This window comes from Mycolicibacterium vaccae NBRC 14118 = CIP 105934 (assembly GCF_001552715.1).
Lineage (GTDB): Bacteria > Actinomycetota > Actinomycetes > Mycobacteriales > Mycobacteriaceae > Mycobacterium > Mycobacterium vaccae.
Genome location: NZ_BCRS01000155.1, coordinates 1 through 13884 on the forward strand (window position 1 = coordinate 1; position 13884 = coordinate 13884).

The following is a 13884-nucleotide window of genomic DNA, read 5'->3' on the forward strand; positions in this document are numbered from 1 at the left end:
GCCGACCCGGTCGGCGCCCGGCGGTGACCCCGCGAGCCGGGCGAACTCCCCGGCGTGCGGGGTCAGCACGGTCGGGGCGGCGCGGTCGGCGACGAGTTCCGGGTGCGCCGCCAGAATCGTCAGCCCGTCCGCGTCGACGATCACCGGCAGGTCGCTCTCCAACGCGAAAACCAGGGCCGCCGCGGCGCGTTCGTCGGTGCCGAGACCGGGACCGACCACCCACGCCTGAACCCGGCCCGTGCTCGCGTGGTCGGCGGTGGCGATCACCTCCGGCCAGTGCGAGACGACCTCGGCGGCGGCGGTTCCGGCGTAGCGGACCATCCCGGAAGTGGCCGCCACCGCGGCACCTGTGCACAGGATCGCCGCGCCGGGATAGGTGGCCGAGCCGGCCATCACCCCGGTGACGCCCTGGCTGTACTTGTCGTCGTGGGGACCCGGGACCGGCCAGCGCGCCGCGACGTCGTCGGCGTCGAACGCCCGCAGTCCGGTGGGAGCGAGGTCGAGGCCGATGTCGACGAGTTCGACCCGGCCGCAGTCCCCCAGCGCATGAACGGGTTTGAGCCCCCCGAAGGTGACCGTCAGTGCGGGCCGGACGTGTGGGCCGTCGGCCGCCCCGGTCTGCACATCGACCCCGCTGGGCAGGTCGACCGCGACGACCGGGATTCCGGCGTCGGCGACGGCGTCGAAGATCTCGGCTGCGTGGGGCCGAAGCGGACCCGACCCGGAGATGCCGACGATTCCGTCGATCACCAGATCCGTTGCCGGCGGCACCGTTTCGACGATGCGACCGCCCGCGCGCAGGAACGCCGCGAGCGCCTTCTCATGGGCGCGCTCGGGGTTGAGCAGCACCGCCGACGCGTGGGCGCCGCGGCGGCGCAGAATCGTCGCCGCCCACAGCGCGTCGCCGCCGTTGTCGCCGGAGCCGACGACCGCGCACACGCTCCTCCCGGAGACGGTGCCGAGCTCGGTGGCGATCACGGTGGCCAGCCCGAACGCCGCCCGGCGCATCAGCACACCGTCGGGCAGGGAGGCCAGCAGTGGCGCTTCGGCGTCGCGGATGGCATCTGCGCTGTAGAAGTACCGCATCCGACTCACGGTACGTGGGTACTCAGCGCTCATGGCACTACGCGACGAACTCCTTGAACTGGAAAATGCCGGGTGGAAGTCACTGTGCGACGGCACCGGCGACACGTTCTACGGCGGGCTGATGACCGACGACGCAGTCATGGTGCTCGCCAACGGCATGGTCATGGACCGCCCGACGGTCGTCTCGGCGTTGGGCCAGTCGCCGCCGTGGGCGCGGTACGAGATCAGCGACGTCCACGTGGTCGAGATCGACGACGACAACGCGGCACTGGTGTACACCGGCACCGGCTGGCGGGACGGCGAGGACGAGCCGTTCGTCGGCGCGATGTCCTCGGTGTACCACCGCCGCGCCGACCGGTGGGCCCTGGTGCTGTATCAGCAGTCGCGCAGAGGCTGAGACCCGTTCACGACCGCCGGCCGGCCCGGGCCTCGGCCGTCGTCGGATACAGGTCGATCACCTCGTCGATCCGCATCATGCGCAGCGGCCGGCTGGTGGCCGCACCGTCGGCGACCACCCGCAGCGAGATCCCGCCCCGCTCGGTCAGTCGGTGGGTCTCGACGAGCAGACCGATCCCGGCCGACGACAGGAACGTCACCGCGGTGATGTCCACGATCACCACCGCCGGCGCATCGGTCAGTGCCACGTCCAGGTGGGTGCTCAGCGTAGGCGCGGTGAGCACATCCAGGTCGCCGCTGACGTAGAGCACCAGCACGTCACCCTCGCGCCGCGGTGTGACGGTGAAGTTGCCACTGCGCGTCTGTCCAGTCGAAATCATTGCCGTCCCCCGGCTCTGTCACGGCAGCAACGCGCATTACCTGCGAAGTCGCTGGCTCGCCCTGTTGGAAGCCACGTCAATACGGCCCATGCCGACGGAGATTGCTGCACAACGGTTCATTACCCGGCTTATCGGCCGAGTCACGCAAAGCGTTAGCAATTCCGGTCCGGAAACTCGCCGGGGCGCTATTCGACGGTCACCGACTTCGCGAGGTTGCGCGGCTTGTCCACGTCGTAACCGCGGGCCTGGGCCACCCCCGCCGAGAACAGCTGCATCGGGATCGTCGACAGCAACGGCTGGAAAAGCGTTGACACCGCGGGGATTTCGATCAGGTGATCCGCGTACGGCCGCACCGCGTCGTCGCCCTCCTCGGCGATCACGATGGTGACGGCGCCGCGGGCCTGGATCTCGCGGATGTTCGACATCAGCTTGGAGTGCAGCATCGCCGCGTTCTTCGGTGACGGCATCACGACGAACACCGGCAGGCCGTCCTCGATCAGCGCGATCGGGCCGTGCTTGAGTTCGCCGGCGGCGAAGCCCTCCGCGTGCATGTACGCCAGTTCCTTGAGCTTCAGCGCGCCTTCGAGCGCCACCGGATAGCCGACGTGGCGGCCCAGGAACAGCACCGTCTGTGACGCCGCGAACTTCTTGGCCAGCTGCACGACCGGCTCCGAGGTCTCGAGCACCCGCGAGATCAGGTCGGGCATTGCTTCCAGGGCGTGGTACTCGCGGGCCACCTCGTCGGGGTACTTGGTGCCTCGCGCCTGCGCGAGCGCCAGTCCGACAAGGTAATTCGCGGTGATCTGGGCCAGGAACGTCTTGGTCGACGCGACGCCGATCTCCGGTCCGGCGCGGGTGTAGAGCACCGCGTCACACTCGCGGGGGATCTGGCTGCCGTTGGTGTTGCAGATCGCCAGCACCTTGGCCTTCTGCTCCTTGGCGTGCCGGACCGCTTCCAGGGTGTCGGCGGTCTCACCGGACTGGGAGATCGCCACCACCAGGGTGTGGCTGTCCAAAACCGGGTCCCGGTAACGGAATTCACTGGCGAGCTCGACCTCGACCGGGAGTCGGGTCCAGTGCTCGATCGCGTACTTGGCCAGCAGCCCGGAGTGGTAGGCCGTGCCGCAGGCCACCACGAAGACCTTGTCGATGTCGCGCAGTTCCTGGTCGGAGAGGCGCTGCTCGTCGAGCACGATGCGGTTGTCGGCGAAGTGCCCCAGCAGCGTGTCGGACACCGCGGCGGGCTGCTCGGCGATCTCCTTGAGCATGAAGTACTCGTAGCCGCCCTTCTCGGCGGCCGAGGTGTCCCAGTCGATGTGGAACTCGCGGTAGTCCTGGGTGTCGACGCCGTGGAAGTCGGTGATGCGGTAACCGTCGGCGGTGACGACGACGGCCTGGTCCTGCCCGAGCTCGACGGCCTCGCGGGTGTGCTCGATGAACGCCGCGACGTCGGAGCCGACGAACATCTCGCCGTCCCCGACACCGAGCACCAGCGGGGTGGACCGGCGGGCGGCGACGATGGTGCCCGGGTCGTCGGCGTGCGCGAAGACCAGGGTGAAGTGCCCCTCCAGGCGCCGCAGCACCGCCAGCACCGAGGCGGGGAAGTCGCCGGCGTTCTCGCCTTCGACGTATTCGCGGGCGACCAGGTGCACGGCGACCTCGCTGTCGGTGTCGCTGGCGAACTCGACCCCGGCGGCCTCCAGCTCACTGCGCAGCGGCGCGAAGTTCTCGATGATGCCGTTGTGCACGACGGCGACCCGCCCGGACGCGTCCCGGTGCGGGTGCGCGTTGCGGTCGGTGGGCCTGCCATGGGTGGCCCACCGGGTGTGACCGAGGCCGGTCGCCCCGACCAGGTGGTCCGGTCCGCTCTCGGCAAGCGCGGCTTCCAGGTTCGCCAGCCGCCCCGCCTTACGGCGCACGGTGAGCCCGCCCTGGCCGTCGACCAGCGCGACACCGGCGGAGTCGTACCCTCGGTACTCCATGCGGCGTAGCGCGTCGACGACGATGCCGCAGGCAGAACGCTGCCCCACATAGCCGACGATTCCGCACATAGGGATCCAGGGTACGGCAGAAGACGCCCCTGACCGGGTTGGGATACGGTCATCGGGTGGCCAGCCCGAAGAAGCTCTTTGCCGCGTTGACTCGTCGTGGACCGCACCGGGTTCTGCGCGGTGACCTGGCCTTCGCCGGTCAACCAGGCATTGTCTACACCCCGGCGGAGGGCAAGAATCTGCCCGGTGTGGCGTTCGCCCACGACTGGATCACATCGGCCGGCCGGTACCACGGGACGCTGGAACATCTGGCGTCCTGGGGCATCGTCGCCGCGGCGCCCGACACCGAGACCGGCCTGGCGCCGTCGGTGCTCAATCTGGCCTTCGACCTGGGCACGACGCTGGACATCATCTCCGGGGTGCGGCTCGGCCAGGGTGACATCAGCGTGCATCCGAACAAGCTGGGCCTGGCCGGCCACGGCTTTGGGGCGTCGGCGGTGGTGTTCGCCGCCGCCGGGCTCCCGGTCAAGCCGAAGGGGGTCGTCGCGGCCTATCCCACGGTCTCCAGTCCGGCCGCCGAGGCGCCCGCGGCGGGCCTGACCGTCCCGGGACTGATCCTGACCGATCCCGGCGATCCGATGACGCTGCGCTCCAACGCCGTGGAACTGGCGCGGGCGTGGAAGTCCGCGACGTTGCGGACCACCTCCAAGACCAAGTCCGGCGGACTCGTCGAAGGCCGACGGCTGGCCACCGTGGTGGGGCTGCCGGGTGCCGACAAGAACACCCAGCGGATCGTGCGGGCGCTGATGACGGGCTTCCTGCTGTACACGCTGACCGGTGACAAGACCTACCGGATGTTCGCCGACGCGGAGGCCGAGCTGCCCAAGGCGGCCGTGATGGACCCGTTCGCCGAGGATCCGGTGGACCTGGAGAACAAGGTCGTCGCGCTCCTCAAACCGTAGCCGCGCTTCCCAACCAACCGGTTGGGTGTTATACCTGACGGATGCGGACCGGGATATTCCTCAGCTACGCCGGCGGGTTTCTGGAAGCGGTCGACGAGGTCGTCGAGTGCGAGAAGATCGGCGTCGACATCGCGCTGGTGGCCGAGGCCTACTCCTTCGACGCGATCAGCCAGCTCGGCTTCCTGGCCGCCAGAACGTCGCGGATCGAGCTGGGCACCGGCGTGGTGCCGATCTACACCCGCACCCCGGCCTTGATGGCGATGACCGCGGCGGGCCTGGACTACATCTCCGACGGGCGCTTCCGGCTCGGCCTGGGCACCTCGGGCCCGCAGGTGGTCGAGGGCTTCCACGGCGTCCCGTTCGACGCCCCGCTGGGCCGGACCCGCGAGGTCGTCGAGATCTGCAGGCAGGTGTGGCGCCGCGAGCGGCTCGCCTTCGACGGCAAGCACTACCAGCTTCCGTTGCCCAGCGAGAAGGGCACCGGCCTGGGCAAGCCGCTCAAGCTCATCAATCATCCTGTCCGGGAACGTATCCCGATCACCATCGCCGCGCTCGGGCCGAAGAACGTGGAGCTGACCGCCGAGATCGCCGAGGGCTGGCAGCCGGTGTTCTTCTACCCCGAGAAAGCCGACGACGTCTGGGGTGACGCGCTGCGCGCAGGCGCGTCCCGGCGCGATCCCGCGCTGGGCCCGCTCGACGTGATGGTCAGCGCCAGCCTGGCGATCGGCGACCACGTCGACGACCGGTTGGCTTGGGCCAAGCCACAATTGGCGCTCTACATCGGCGGCATGGGTGCACGTGGGAAGAACTTCTACCACAACCTCGCCACCCGCTACGGCTTCGGCGAGGTGGCCGACCACATCCAGAATCTGTACCTGGCGGGCAAGAAGGCCGAGGCCATCGACGCGGTTCCCGACGAGCTGGTCCGCCAGGTGTCGCTGGTCGGCCCCGCCGGGTTCGTCAAAGAACGCCTCGCCGCGTTCGCCGAGGCCGGCGTGACCACGATGCTGGTCCATCCGCTCTCCGGTGATCGACGCGAGACCATCAAGTTCGTCGAGGAGTTACAGTCGCTTCTATGACGGAGCTGTCCGACGACGTCATCGCCTTCCTGAGCGAGGGCACCCGCACCGCCAAGGTGGGTTACCTCGCCGCGGACGGCAGACCGCTCGTCGCGCCCGTGTGGTTCGTCGTCGACGACGGCCAGATCGTCTTCAACACCGGCAGCGACACCGCCAAGGGTCGTGCGCTGGTACGCGACCCCCGCATCACGGTCTGCGTCGACGACGAGCGGCCGCCGTTCTCGTTCGTGCAGATCCAGGGCACCGCGACCCTCGGCGAGGATCCCGCCGAGCTGCTGTCGACCGCGACCCGGATCGGCGGGCGCTATATGGGTGCCGACCGCGCCGAGGAGTTCGGCCGGCGCAACGGGGTGCCCGGCGAGCTGATCGTGCGGCTGGCCCCGACCAAGGTGATCGCGGCGTTCAACCTCGCGGACTGACGGCGCGGACTGACGGCACCTCAGGCCTGGATGCCGCCGGTCAGGATCGCGGCGAGCTCGCGGTAGGCACGCGCGTCGTCGAGGCCGGTGTTGTCCCGCACCACCCGCTGCTGGATGCGCACCATCACCGTGGTGACGAGGTCGGCGGCGAAGGCGGCGTGAACGTCACGGAACTCCCCCGCGGCGACGCCCTCGGCGATCAGCTCCTGCACCCGCCGGGCGGCGATCCGGGTGTTCTTCTCGTAGATGTCGCGCGCCGGGGCGAACGCATCCAGATCGGCCATGAACCGGTCCGAGGCGGGATCCAGCGCGGCGCCGACGGCGCTCAGGTACGCCGCGATCCGGTCCCGGGCCCCGCTCACCACGGCCACCCGGGCCTCGACCGACTCGGTCGCCGACCGGAAGAAGTGCACGGTGGCGGCACGCACCAACTGCTCCTTGCTGTCGGCCAGCGTGTACAGCGTCGATTTCGAGCAGCGCAGGCGCGCGGCGATCTCGTCGAGGGTCAGATGCGCGAATCCCTCGGCCAGGAACAGCGCGGTCAGCGCGTCGAACAGCTCGGTGCGGCGCCGGGTGGCGAAGGCGGGCCTGGTCACAACACCGAACAGTACTGGAAAATGTCCTGTAGTACTGTCCAGCGTATGGCAGTTGAGCGCCTCCTCCCGTCCGACGACGCCCGCGATCTCGTCGACCTCGCCCGCCAGATCGGCGACAAGGTCCTCGACCCGATCGTCGACCAGCACGAGAAGGACGAGACCTACCCCGACGGGGTCTTCGCGACCCTCGGCGAGGCGGGGCTGCTGAGCCTGCCCTACCCCGAGGAGTGGGGCGGCGGTGGCCAGCCCTACGAGGTGTACCTGCAGGTGCTCGAAGAGCTTGCCGCCCGCTGGGCCGCCGTCGCTGTCGCCGTCAGCGTGCACAGCCTGTCCTGCCACCCGCTGATGAGCTTCGGCACCGACGAGCAACGGCAGCGCTGGCTGCCCGAGATGCTGAGCGGCGCCACCGTCGGCGCCTACAGCCTGTCCGAACCCCAGGCCGGCTCCGATGCGGCCGCGCTGGCCTGCAAGGCCGTCGCTTCCGACGGCGGCTACCGCATCACCGGCGCGAAAGCGTGGATCACCCACGGGGGGATCGCCGACTTCTACAACCTGTTCGCCCGCACCGGCGAAGGCTCACAGGGCATCTCGTGCTTCCTGGTACCCAAGGACACCGAGGGCCTGAGCTTCGGCAAGCCCGAGGAGAAGATGGGCCTGCACGCGGTGCCGACCACCGCCGCGCACTACGACAACGCGTTCGTCGAGGCCGACCGGCGGATCGGCGCCGAGGGCCAGGGTCTGCAGATCGCCTTCAGCGCACTGGATTCCGGCCGGCTGGGTATCGCGGCGGTCGCGGTCGGGCTGGCCCAGGCCGCCCTCGACCAGGCCGTCGACTACAGCCAGCAGCGAACGACCTTCGGCCGCAAGATCATCGACCACCAGGGGCTGGCGTTCCTGCTCGCCGACATGGCCGCTGCCGTCGACTCCGCCCGCGCGACCTATATCGACGCGGCCCGGCGCCGGGACGCGGGACTGCCGTACTCCCGGCAGGCGTCGGTGGCCAAGCTGGTGGCCACCGACGCGGCGATGAAGGTCACCACCGACGCCGTCCAGGTGCTCGGCGGCGCCGGCTACACCCGCGACTACCGGGTCGAGCGGTACATGCGCGAAGCCAAGATCATGCAGATCTTCGAGGGCACCAACCAGATTCAGCGGTTGGTGATCAGCCGGCACCTGGCGCGCGGCTGACGGTGTCGCACACCGGTGCGCCGGTCAGCGGCCGGCGCACCACCACGAGCTCCCCCAGCAACGCGGCGACCACGCCGAACGCGAAGTACAGCGGCACCAGAAACGGCGCGACGCCGAACAGCCCGTCCGCATCCGCGTGGTAGGCGAATACATCCAGGTGCACCAACGCGATCTCGACTGTGGGACCGACCACGGCGATCACCGCCCCGCAGGCCGCACCCGGTCCGTCGCCGAGCACGCACCAGGTGATCACCGCCGCCGCAGACACCAGCGCGGTGACCGGAACCGCCGCCGCGGAATGCACCAGCGCGGTGGTGGCATAGGTGCCGACGACCGCGGCGACACCGCCCAGTGCCTGCCGGGCCGTCACGCCCGCCCGCAGCGCGGGCAGATGCAGCCGCAGTTCGGCCAGCGACACCGTGGCCGCGCCGACCAGGACCGGGAACCACAGCGGGCTGCTCCACAGGAACGGCACCGCGTCGGTGTGGTAGACGGTGGTCCCGGTAGCCACGTGGCTGTGGTCGCCGATCAGCGCCGCGACCGCGCCGAGCAGAAACAGGGACACCACTTCCGGGATTCGCAGCTTCACGCCGGCTGACGCTACCCGGCGGGTTCTCCGACCTGCGGCACTTCGTCGGCGGCGATCTCGCAGGGGGTCTGGTCTGCGGCCGCGGGTTCGGCAGGCGGCAGCGGTTCGGCCGGCGGCGGCGCCGGCACCGGTGTCGGCGCCGCGGTCTCTTCGACGGGCTCGGCCGGGGACTCGCAGGGTTGTTCTTCAGCGGGTCCGGGTGCGGACGTGGCCGCGATGTCGTCGACGGGTTCGCCGTCCTCGCCCTCGTCCTCGTCCTCGGCCGGCTCGTCCTCGTCCTCGCGCAGGTCGGGCTCGTCCAGGCCGGGCTCGTCTTCGTCCAGGTCGGTCCCCGGCAGGTCAGGTTCGGGTAGACCGCTGTCGGTCCCGCCCAGCAGGCCACCCAGCATGTCGGCGAATGGCGAACCCAGTCCCGACAGCCCGCTGCCGAGGTCCGGTAGGCCGGCTCCCATGCCGGGGACCGGTGCTGGCGGCGGCGCTGTGGGGACTGGTGCTGTAGGGATCGGCGCTGTGGGGACCGATGCTGTGGGGACCGATGCTGTGGGGACCGATGCCGTGGGGACTGGCGCTGCGGGTGGCGGCTCGGGAGCACTCCACGCTGCGGGCGTGGTGGGCATGTTGGGCATGTTGGGCGCCGCCGGTGCGCTCCCGAAGGCAGGTGCAGCCGCGGGCTCGCGGCAGCGCACCTCGTCGTTGCAGTCGGACTCGCGCGCGGCGCTCCGCACCGGACCGAGGTCGCCGGGGACGCCGAACACCGGTGCCGCGTCACCGCCGATGTCGGCCAGCGAGCGTTCGTAGGCTGCCGAGACCGATGCCACGGAGTGCTGCATCGCCGTCAGCCATTCGGTGGCCACCGGGCCGACGACGAACGGCTTCACCGCCTGGTCGACCAGCTCGGCGGCGGCGGCGCGGTCGCCGGCTCCGGTGGTGACCGTCGCCGCGGCCGCAAGCCACTCGGTGCGTGCGGGGGCGGTGCGTTCCTCGATGCTCGTGGCGGCGTCGGCTTTGGCCCCCACGGCGTGCCGCAGCTCCTCACCGAGCGCGGCCAGCGCGTGCGCCGCGGCCCGCAACATCGCGGTGACCGCCGTGGACGCCTCGGCGTGCCGGTGCAGAAATCCGGTGGCGGCGTCGGCGCCCGCGCCCTCCCAGGCCGCGGACAACTGGGCCAGCTGCCGGTCCTGGCCGGCCAGCGCATCCTGCGATGCGCGCAGCGCGTCCTCCAGCGCCGCGCAGTCGCGTGCGAGCACCCCGAGGTCCAGCCCGTCCTCGGTGCCGTACCAGTCCCGCAGCTGACCGGGGTGCAGCGTCAGGTCGGGGTGGTGGTAGCCGAGCTGGTGACACGCCCACACATAGTTCTGCAGGTTCTCCACCGCGGGTCGCCCGGTGGCCAGATACGCTGCAGCATCGAAGCTTTCGGGCATCACGGTCGCCCGACCCGATCCGCGGCAGCCGCGTCACCGGACTGGTAGCGCTCGACGGAGCCCCGCAGTGCCGCAGCGATCTCCTCGGCCGCACGCGACCACTGCCGCAGCCCGGTGATGACGTCGAAAAGCTTGCCGCGCAACGCATCGCCGTGCGCCACGTGGGCGCGTCCCGCTGTCGCCCCGCCGAAGCCCAGACCGCTCAGATGTGTGCGGACCGTGGCGTCGAGGATCGCCGCCACCGTCTCGTATTCGCGCGCGATCGCGCGCACCGCCGCCGTGTCGACGCGGGCCGCGCCTGCAATACCCATATGAGATTGGACGCCGGCCGAGCCCGGCCGGTTCCCGCGGATTTCAGCGTTGTGCGCTGACCGACTCCGCGACCCGCGCCGCCATCTGCCGCGCGGTGTCCTCATCGGCAGCCTCCACCATGACCCGGACCACCTGCTCGGTTCCTGAGGGCCGCAACAGGATTCGTCCGGTGTCGCCGAGCTCAGCCTCGACCCGCGCGACCGCGTCGCGCACCGAGGGAGCGTCGGCCACGGTCGCCTTGTCGGTGACCGCGACGTTGATCAGTACCTGCGGGAGGGTCTGCATCGGTTCGGCCAGCTCGGCCAGGCTCAGACCGGTCTGGGCCATCCGGGCCATCAGCCGCAGGCCCGTGACGATGCCGTCACCGGTGGTGCCGAAGCTCGGCAGCACAATGTGCCCCGACTGCTCGCCGCCGAGCGCGAAACGTCCCGCGCGCAACTCCTCCAACACGTAGCGGTCGCCGACGCCGGTGGTGCGGACGTCGATGCCGGCCGACCGCATCGCCAGGTGCAGGCCCATGTTGCTCATCACCGTGGCGACCAGCGTGTCGGAGGCGAGTTCGCCGGCCTCCCGCATGGCCAGGGCGAGCACCACCATGATCGCGTCGCCGTCGATGACGCGGCCATGCGCGTCGACGGCCAGGCAGCGGTCGGCGTCGCCGTCGTGGGCCAGGCCGAGGTCGGCGCCGTAGGAGACCACCGCCGAGCGCAGCGTCTGCATGTGCGTCGAGCCGCATCCGTCGTTGATGTTCAGGCCGTCGGGCTCCGCGTTGATCGGGATGACGTTCGCCCCCGCGGCGCGGTACGCGCGCGGTGCCGCATCCGAGGCCGCGCCGTGCGCACAGTCGACGACGACGGTCAGCGAATCCAGCCGGGTGGTCGCGGCTTTACCGACGTGACGCAGATAACGCTCCAGGGCGTCCTCCGCGGCGACCACCCGTCCAATGCCCGCGCCGGTCGGACGCGCGCCGGGTCCCTGCTGCACGAGCTCCTCGATGCGGTCCTCGGTGGCGTCGTCCAGCTTGTGCCCGCCGGGGCCGAAGATCTTGATGCCGTTGTCGGGCATCGGATTGTGCGACGCCGAGATCATCACGCCGAAGTCGGCGTCGTAGGCGCTGGTCAGGTACGCGACCGCCGGCGTCGGCAGCACACCGACCCGGAGAACGTCGACGCCCTCACTGGCGACCCCGGCGATCACGGCCGCCTCCAGCATCTCGCCGCTGGCCCGCGGGTCACGCCCGACCACGGCGACCCGTCTGCGGGTCTCGCCGCTGGTTGCGAGACGTCGGGCGGCCGCCGAACCCAGCGCCATCGCCAGCTCGGCGGTCAGCTCAAGGTTGGCGACGCCGCGCACTCCATCGGTGCCGAACAGTCGAGCCATCGTGCCAACCTCTCACAGGTCTGGGCTCCCGAGCCAATTGCGCCTGCGCGTGATTATCCACGTCACAAGTCTGCCGACAGCGCAGAAACGACTCACCGCCCGCACCCTGTTCAGGATGCGGGCGGTGAGGAAGGAACTGCTTAGCCTTCGCTGTCGCTGGGCAGCGGCACGGAGCCGCCGTCAGCCGCCCCGGTGCCTTCCGGCGCGCCGAGGCCCTCACCCGTACCGGAGGTACCTTCGGCACCGCCCTCAGGCACAGCTTCCTCGGCCGGAGCCGGGGCCGCCGTCGGCGAGCTGGGCGCTGCCGGGGACTCGGCCGGGCCGCTCGCGACGTTCTGTGCGATGACCAGATCGCCACCGGGCAGGCCCGAGCACACCGTCTGCTCGACGCTGCTGCCGTCGACCTCGGTCGCCACAGCCGTCACGTCGGCGGGGACCGCGCCGCAGATGGCGCCGGCCGCGGAGGCGACCGTGTCGGGGGACGCGCTTTCCAGCAGCGTCACGTCGCCGATGGCCAGGTTCACCAGACCGTCCGAACCGTCGGCCGGTTGCGCGTACGCCATTCCGAGGCCGGCGGAGAAAAGCAGCGATCCACCGAGGAAAGCACCCGCTGCGGCGTTCTTGACGAAGTTCATCAATCACTCCTTTGCATTCGCGGAACCATGGGCAAGAGATTCTCACCGACGCCGTCAGGCGCCCTGGCTCCAAGTTCCGAGGGTTACGTACCCGATCGGCCGAATTCAAACCGCGCCGCGGAGCGAAAGCAGATACCCCTTTGTGCCTAATTAACTATTTCGACTGCGTTGCAGTGCAGGGCTGTATGGCCATTTCCTGGAATGGCTGCTGTGGGACAGCCCACATTCCGTACGAAACCCTTCTCTTCGCGCCGGAAACGACTGACGCCCGGCCACTCGCGATGCGAGTAGACCGGGCGCCAGGACGTGGATCGATCAGCGCTTGCTGTACTGAGGCGCCTTGCGGGCCTTCTTCAGACCGTACTTCTTGCGCTCGATGGCACGCGGGTCACGCGTGAGGAAGCCGGCCTTCTTCAGCGCCGGACGGTCCTCGGGCTGCACCAGGATCAGGGCACGGGCGATCGCCAGACGCAGCGCACCGGCCTGTCCGGACGGGCCGCCGCCGTCGAGGTGGGCGTAGATGTCGAAATGCTCGACGCGGTCGACGGTCACCAGCGGCGCCTTGATGAGCTGCTGGTGCACCTTGTTGGGGAAGTAGTTCTCCAGGGTGCGGCCGTCGAGGTTGAACTGTCCGGTGCCGGGGACCAGGCGAACGCGGACCACAGCCTCCTTGCGGCGGCCGACGGTCTGGATCGGGCGGTCGATCAGCACGGGCTCGCGGTACACCGCATCTGCGTCGACCTCGACGCTGTAGTCACCCTCGCCGGTCTCGACGACCTCGGCGGTCTCGGTGTATTCGGTCTCGGTCTCGGTCTCGAATTCGGATGTCACTGAGCCACCTGCTTGATCTCGAACACGGCCGGCTGCTGAGCGGCGTGCGGATGGTCCGGTCCGGCGTAGACCTTCAGCTTCTTCTGGATCTGACGACCGAGCTTGTTGTGCGGCAGCATCCCGGTGATGGCGTTCTCGACGACGCGGGTCGGGTGCTTCTGCAGCAGCTCACCGATGGAGCGCTTGCGCAGACCGCCGGGATAACCCGAGTGGCGGTAGGCGAACTTCTTGGTGAGCTTGTCGCCGCTGACGGCGATCTTGTCGGCGTTGATGACGATGACGAAGTCACCGCCGTCGACATTGGGCGTGAATGTCGGCTTGTGCTTGCCGCGGAGCAGCTTGGCTGCTTCGACGGCGAGCCGGCCGAGCACCACGTCGGTGGCGTCGATGACGTACCACGAACGCGTGGTGTCACCCGCCTTCGGCGTGTACGTAGGCACAGCGCTTACCTTCTCTTTCTCGGGTGGATCCCGGGATGCGACCCGGGGGTGCCGGTCAGGCGTGCGCATCGACATAACCTCGGCGACCGGCGGGGACCCGAGGCGACCGACGACCCGAGGGCCGGCGCACGCCAACGACGCAGCTTACCTGCCGCTATCGGCGCAGGTCAAAACGCGCT

General features: G+C 70.0%; 16 protein-coding genes. 5 read left to right on the plus strand and 11 right to left on the minus strand.

Going from position 1 to position 13884, the window contains the following annotated elements; translation table 11 throughout:
* The coding region (locus tag MVA01S_RS23700) for an NAD(P)H-hydrate epimerase (protein ID WP_060941716.1) at positions 1–1086 on the minus strand (1086 nt) is incomplete at its 3' end.
* 31 nt (positions 1087–1117) lie between these two features.
* Here MVA01S_RS23700 and MVA01S_RS23705 point away from each other — a divergent pair.
* The gene (locus MVA01S_RS23705) at positions 1118–1483 is read left to right on the plus strand and encodes a nuclear transport factor 2 family protein (protein WP_003929237.1); all 366 of its coding nucleotides are present in this window, start codon (positions 1118–1120) and stop codon (positions 1481–1483) included.
* Positions 1484–1490: 7 nt separating this feature from the next.
* Here MVA01S_RS23705 and MVA01S_RS23710 read toward each other — a convergent pair whose 3' ends face one another.
* A complete protein-coding gene (locus MVA01S_RS23710) occupies positions 1491–1862 on the minus strand; it encodes an STAS domain-containing protein (RefSeq protein ID WP_003929236.1) in 372 nt (123 codons plus the stop codon).
* A 185-nt stretch (positions 1863–2047) separates the two neighbouring features.
* Positions 2048–3913 carry a glutamine--fructose-6-phosphate transaminase (isomerizing) gene (gene glmS, locus MVA01S_RS23715; RefSeq protein WP_003929235.1) on the minus strand — a complete coding sequence of 622 codons (1866 nt, stop codon included), beginning with the start codon at positions 3911–3913 and terminating at the stop codon, positions 2048–2050.
* 56 nt (positions 3914–3969) lie between these two features.
* On the opposite strand from glmS, the gene MVA01S_RS23720 reads away from it, so the two are divergent.
* Genes MVA01S_RS23720 through MVA01S_RS23730 form a run of 3 tightly spaced genes read left to right on the plus strand, consistent with a single transcriptional unit; the run spans position 3970 to position 6313 of the window.
* Positions 3970–4815, plus strand: coding sequence for a dienelactone hydrolase family protein (locus MVA01S_RS23720; RefSeq protein WP_003929234.1), 846 nt, complete (start codon positions 3970–3972; stop codon positions 4813–4815).
* A 41-nt stretch (positions 4816–4856) separates the two neighbouring features.
* Positions 4857–5894 carry an LLM class F420-dependent oxidoreductase gene (locus tag MVA01S_RS23725; protein ID WP_003929233.1) on the plus strand — a complete coding sequence of 346 codons (1038 nt, stop codon included), beginning with the start codon at positions 4857–4859 and terminating at the stop codon, positions 5892–5894.
* Positions 5891–6313 carry a PPOX class F420-dependent oxidoreductase gene (locus MVA01S_RS23730; RefSeq protein WP_003929232.1) on the plus strand — a complete coding sequence of 141 codons (423 nt, stop codon included), beginning with the start codon at positions 5891–5893 and terminating at the stop codon, positions 6311–6313. The genes MVA01S_RS23725 and MVA01S_RS23730 overlap by 4 nt, the downstream gene beginning before the upstream one ends.
* Positions 6314–6333: 20 nt before the next feature.
* On the opposite strand, the gene MVA01S_RS23735 is transcribed toward MVA01S_RS23730, so the two are convergent.
* Positions 6334–6909, minus strand: coding sequence for a TetR/AcrR family transcriptional regulator (locus tag MVA01S_RS23735; protein ID WP_003929231.1), 576 nt, complete (start codon positions 6907–6909; stop codon positions 6334–6336).
* A gap of 45 nt (positions 6910–6954) precedes the next feature.
* On the opposite strand from MVA01S_RS23735, the gene MVA01S_RS23740 reads away from it, so the two are divergent.
* Positions 6955–8097, plus strand: coding sequence for an acyl-CoA dehydrogenase family protein (locus tag MVA01S_RS23740; protein ID WP_003929230.1), 1143 nt, complete (start codon positions 6955–6957; stop codon positions 8095–8097).
* Here MVA01S_RS23740 and MVA01S_RS23745 read toward each other — a convergent pair.
* The 7 genes from MVA01S_RS23745 to rplM all read right to left on the minus strand — a co-directional run bounded on the left by MVA01S_RS23745 (position 8072) and on the right by rplM (position 13705).
* Positions 8072–8686 carry a diacylglycerol-binding protein gene (locus MVA01S_RS23745; protein ID WP_003929229.1) on the minus strand — a complete coding sequence of 205 codons (615 nt, stop codon included), beginning with the start codon at positions 8684–8686 and terminating at the stop codon, positions 8072–8074. The two genes, MVA01S_RS23740 and MVA01S_RS23745, sit on opposite strands and share 26 nt — an antisense overlap.
* A gap of 11 nt (positions 8687–8697) precedes the next feature.
* The gene (locus MVA01S_RS23750) at positions 8698–10107 is read right to left on the minus strand and encodes a hypothetical protein (RefSeq protein ID WP_003929228.1); all 1410 of its coding nucleotides are present in this window, start codon (positions 10105–10107) and stop codon (positions 8698–8700) included.
* On the minus strand, positions 10107–10418 hold the full coding sequence (locus MVA01S_RS23755; RefSeq protein WP_003929227.1) for a DUF7162 family protein: 312 nt from the start codon (positions 10416–10418) through the stop codon (positions 10107–10109). Before MVA01S_RS23755 ends, MVA01S_RS23750 begins: the two co-directional genes overlap by 1 nt.
* 43 nt (positions 10419–10461) lie before the next feature.
* On the minus strand, positions 10462–11799 hold the full coding sequence (glmM, locus tag MVA01S_RS23760; protein WP_003929226.1) for a phosphoglucosamine mutase: 1338 nt from the start codon (positions 11797–11799) through the stop codon (positions 10462–10464).
* A gap of 140 nt (positions 11800–11939) precedes the next feature.
* Complete coding sequence (locus MVA01S_RS23765) at positions 11940–12434, minus strand: hypothetical protein (RefSeq protein ID WP_003929225.1); 495 nt, start codon at positions 12432–12434, stop codon at positions 11940–11942.
* A gap of 315 nt (positions 12435–12749) precedes the next feature.
* Positions 12750–13265, minus strand: coding sequence for a 30S ribosomal protein S9 (gene rpsI / locus MVA01S_RS23770; RefSeq protein ID WP_003929224.1), 516 nt, complete (start codon positions 13263–13265; stop codon positions 12750–12752).
* Positions 13262–13705, minus strand: a complete 444-nt coding sequence (gene rplM, locus MVA01S_RS23775; protein ID WP_003929223.1) for a 50S ribosomal protein L13 — start codon at positions 13703–13705, stop codon at positions 13262–13264. Before rplM ends, rpsI begins: the two co-directional genes overlap by 4 nt.
* Between the last annotated feature and the right edge of the window lie 179 nt (positions 13706–13884).

Coding starts and splice junctions, on each gene's coding strand:
- MVA01S_RS23730 (WP_003929232.1), top strand. CDS start 5,891: ATGACGGAGCTGTCCGACGACGTCATCGCCTTCCTGAGCGAGGGCACC.
- glmS (WP_003929235.1), bottom strand. CDS start 3,913: ATGTGCGGAATCGTCGGCTATGTGGGGCAGCGTTCTGCCTGCGGCATC.
- MVA01S_RS23710 (WP_003929236.1), bottom strand. CDS start 1,862: ATGATTTCGACTGGACAGACGCGCAGTGGCAACTTCACCGTCACACCG.
- MVA01S_RS23705 (WP_003929237.1), top strand. CDS start 1,118: ATGGCACTACGCGACGAACTCCTTGAACTGGAAAATGCCGGGTGGAAG.
- MVA01S_RS23750 (WP_003929228.1), bottom strand. CDS start 10,107: ATGCCCGAAAGCTTCGATGCTGCAGCGTATCTGGCCACCGGGCGACCC.
- MVA01S_RS23765 (WP_003929225.1), bottom strand. CDS start 12,434: ATGAACTTCGTCAAGAACGCCGCAGCGGGTGCTTTCCTCGGTGGATCG.
- MVA01S_RS23740 (WP_003929230.1), top strand. CDS start 6,955: ATGGCAGTTGAGCGCCTCCTCCCGTCCGACGACGCCCGCGATCTCGTC.
- glmM (WP_003929226.1), bottom strand. CDS start 11,799: ATGGCTCGACTGTTCGGCACCGATGGAGTGCGCGGCGTCGCCAACCTT.
- MVA01S_RS23755 (WP_003929227.1), bottom strand. CDS start 10,418: ATGGGTATTGCAGGCGCGGCCCGCGTCGACACGGCGGCGGTGCGCGCG.
- MVA01S_RS23725 (WP_003929233.1), top strand. CDS start 4,857: ATGCGGACCGGGATATTCCTCAGCTACGCCGGCGGGTTTCTGGAAGCG.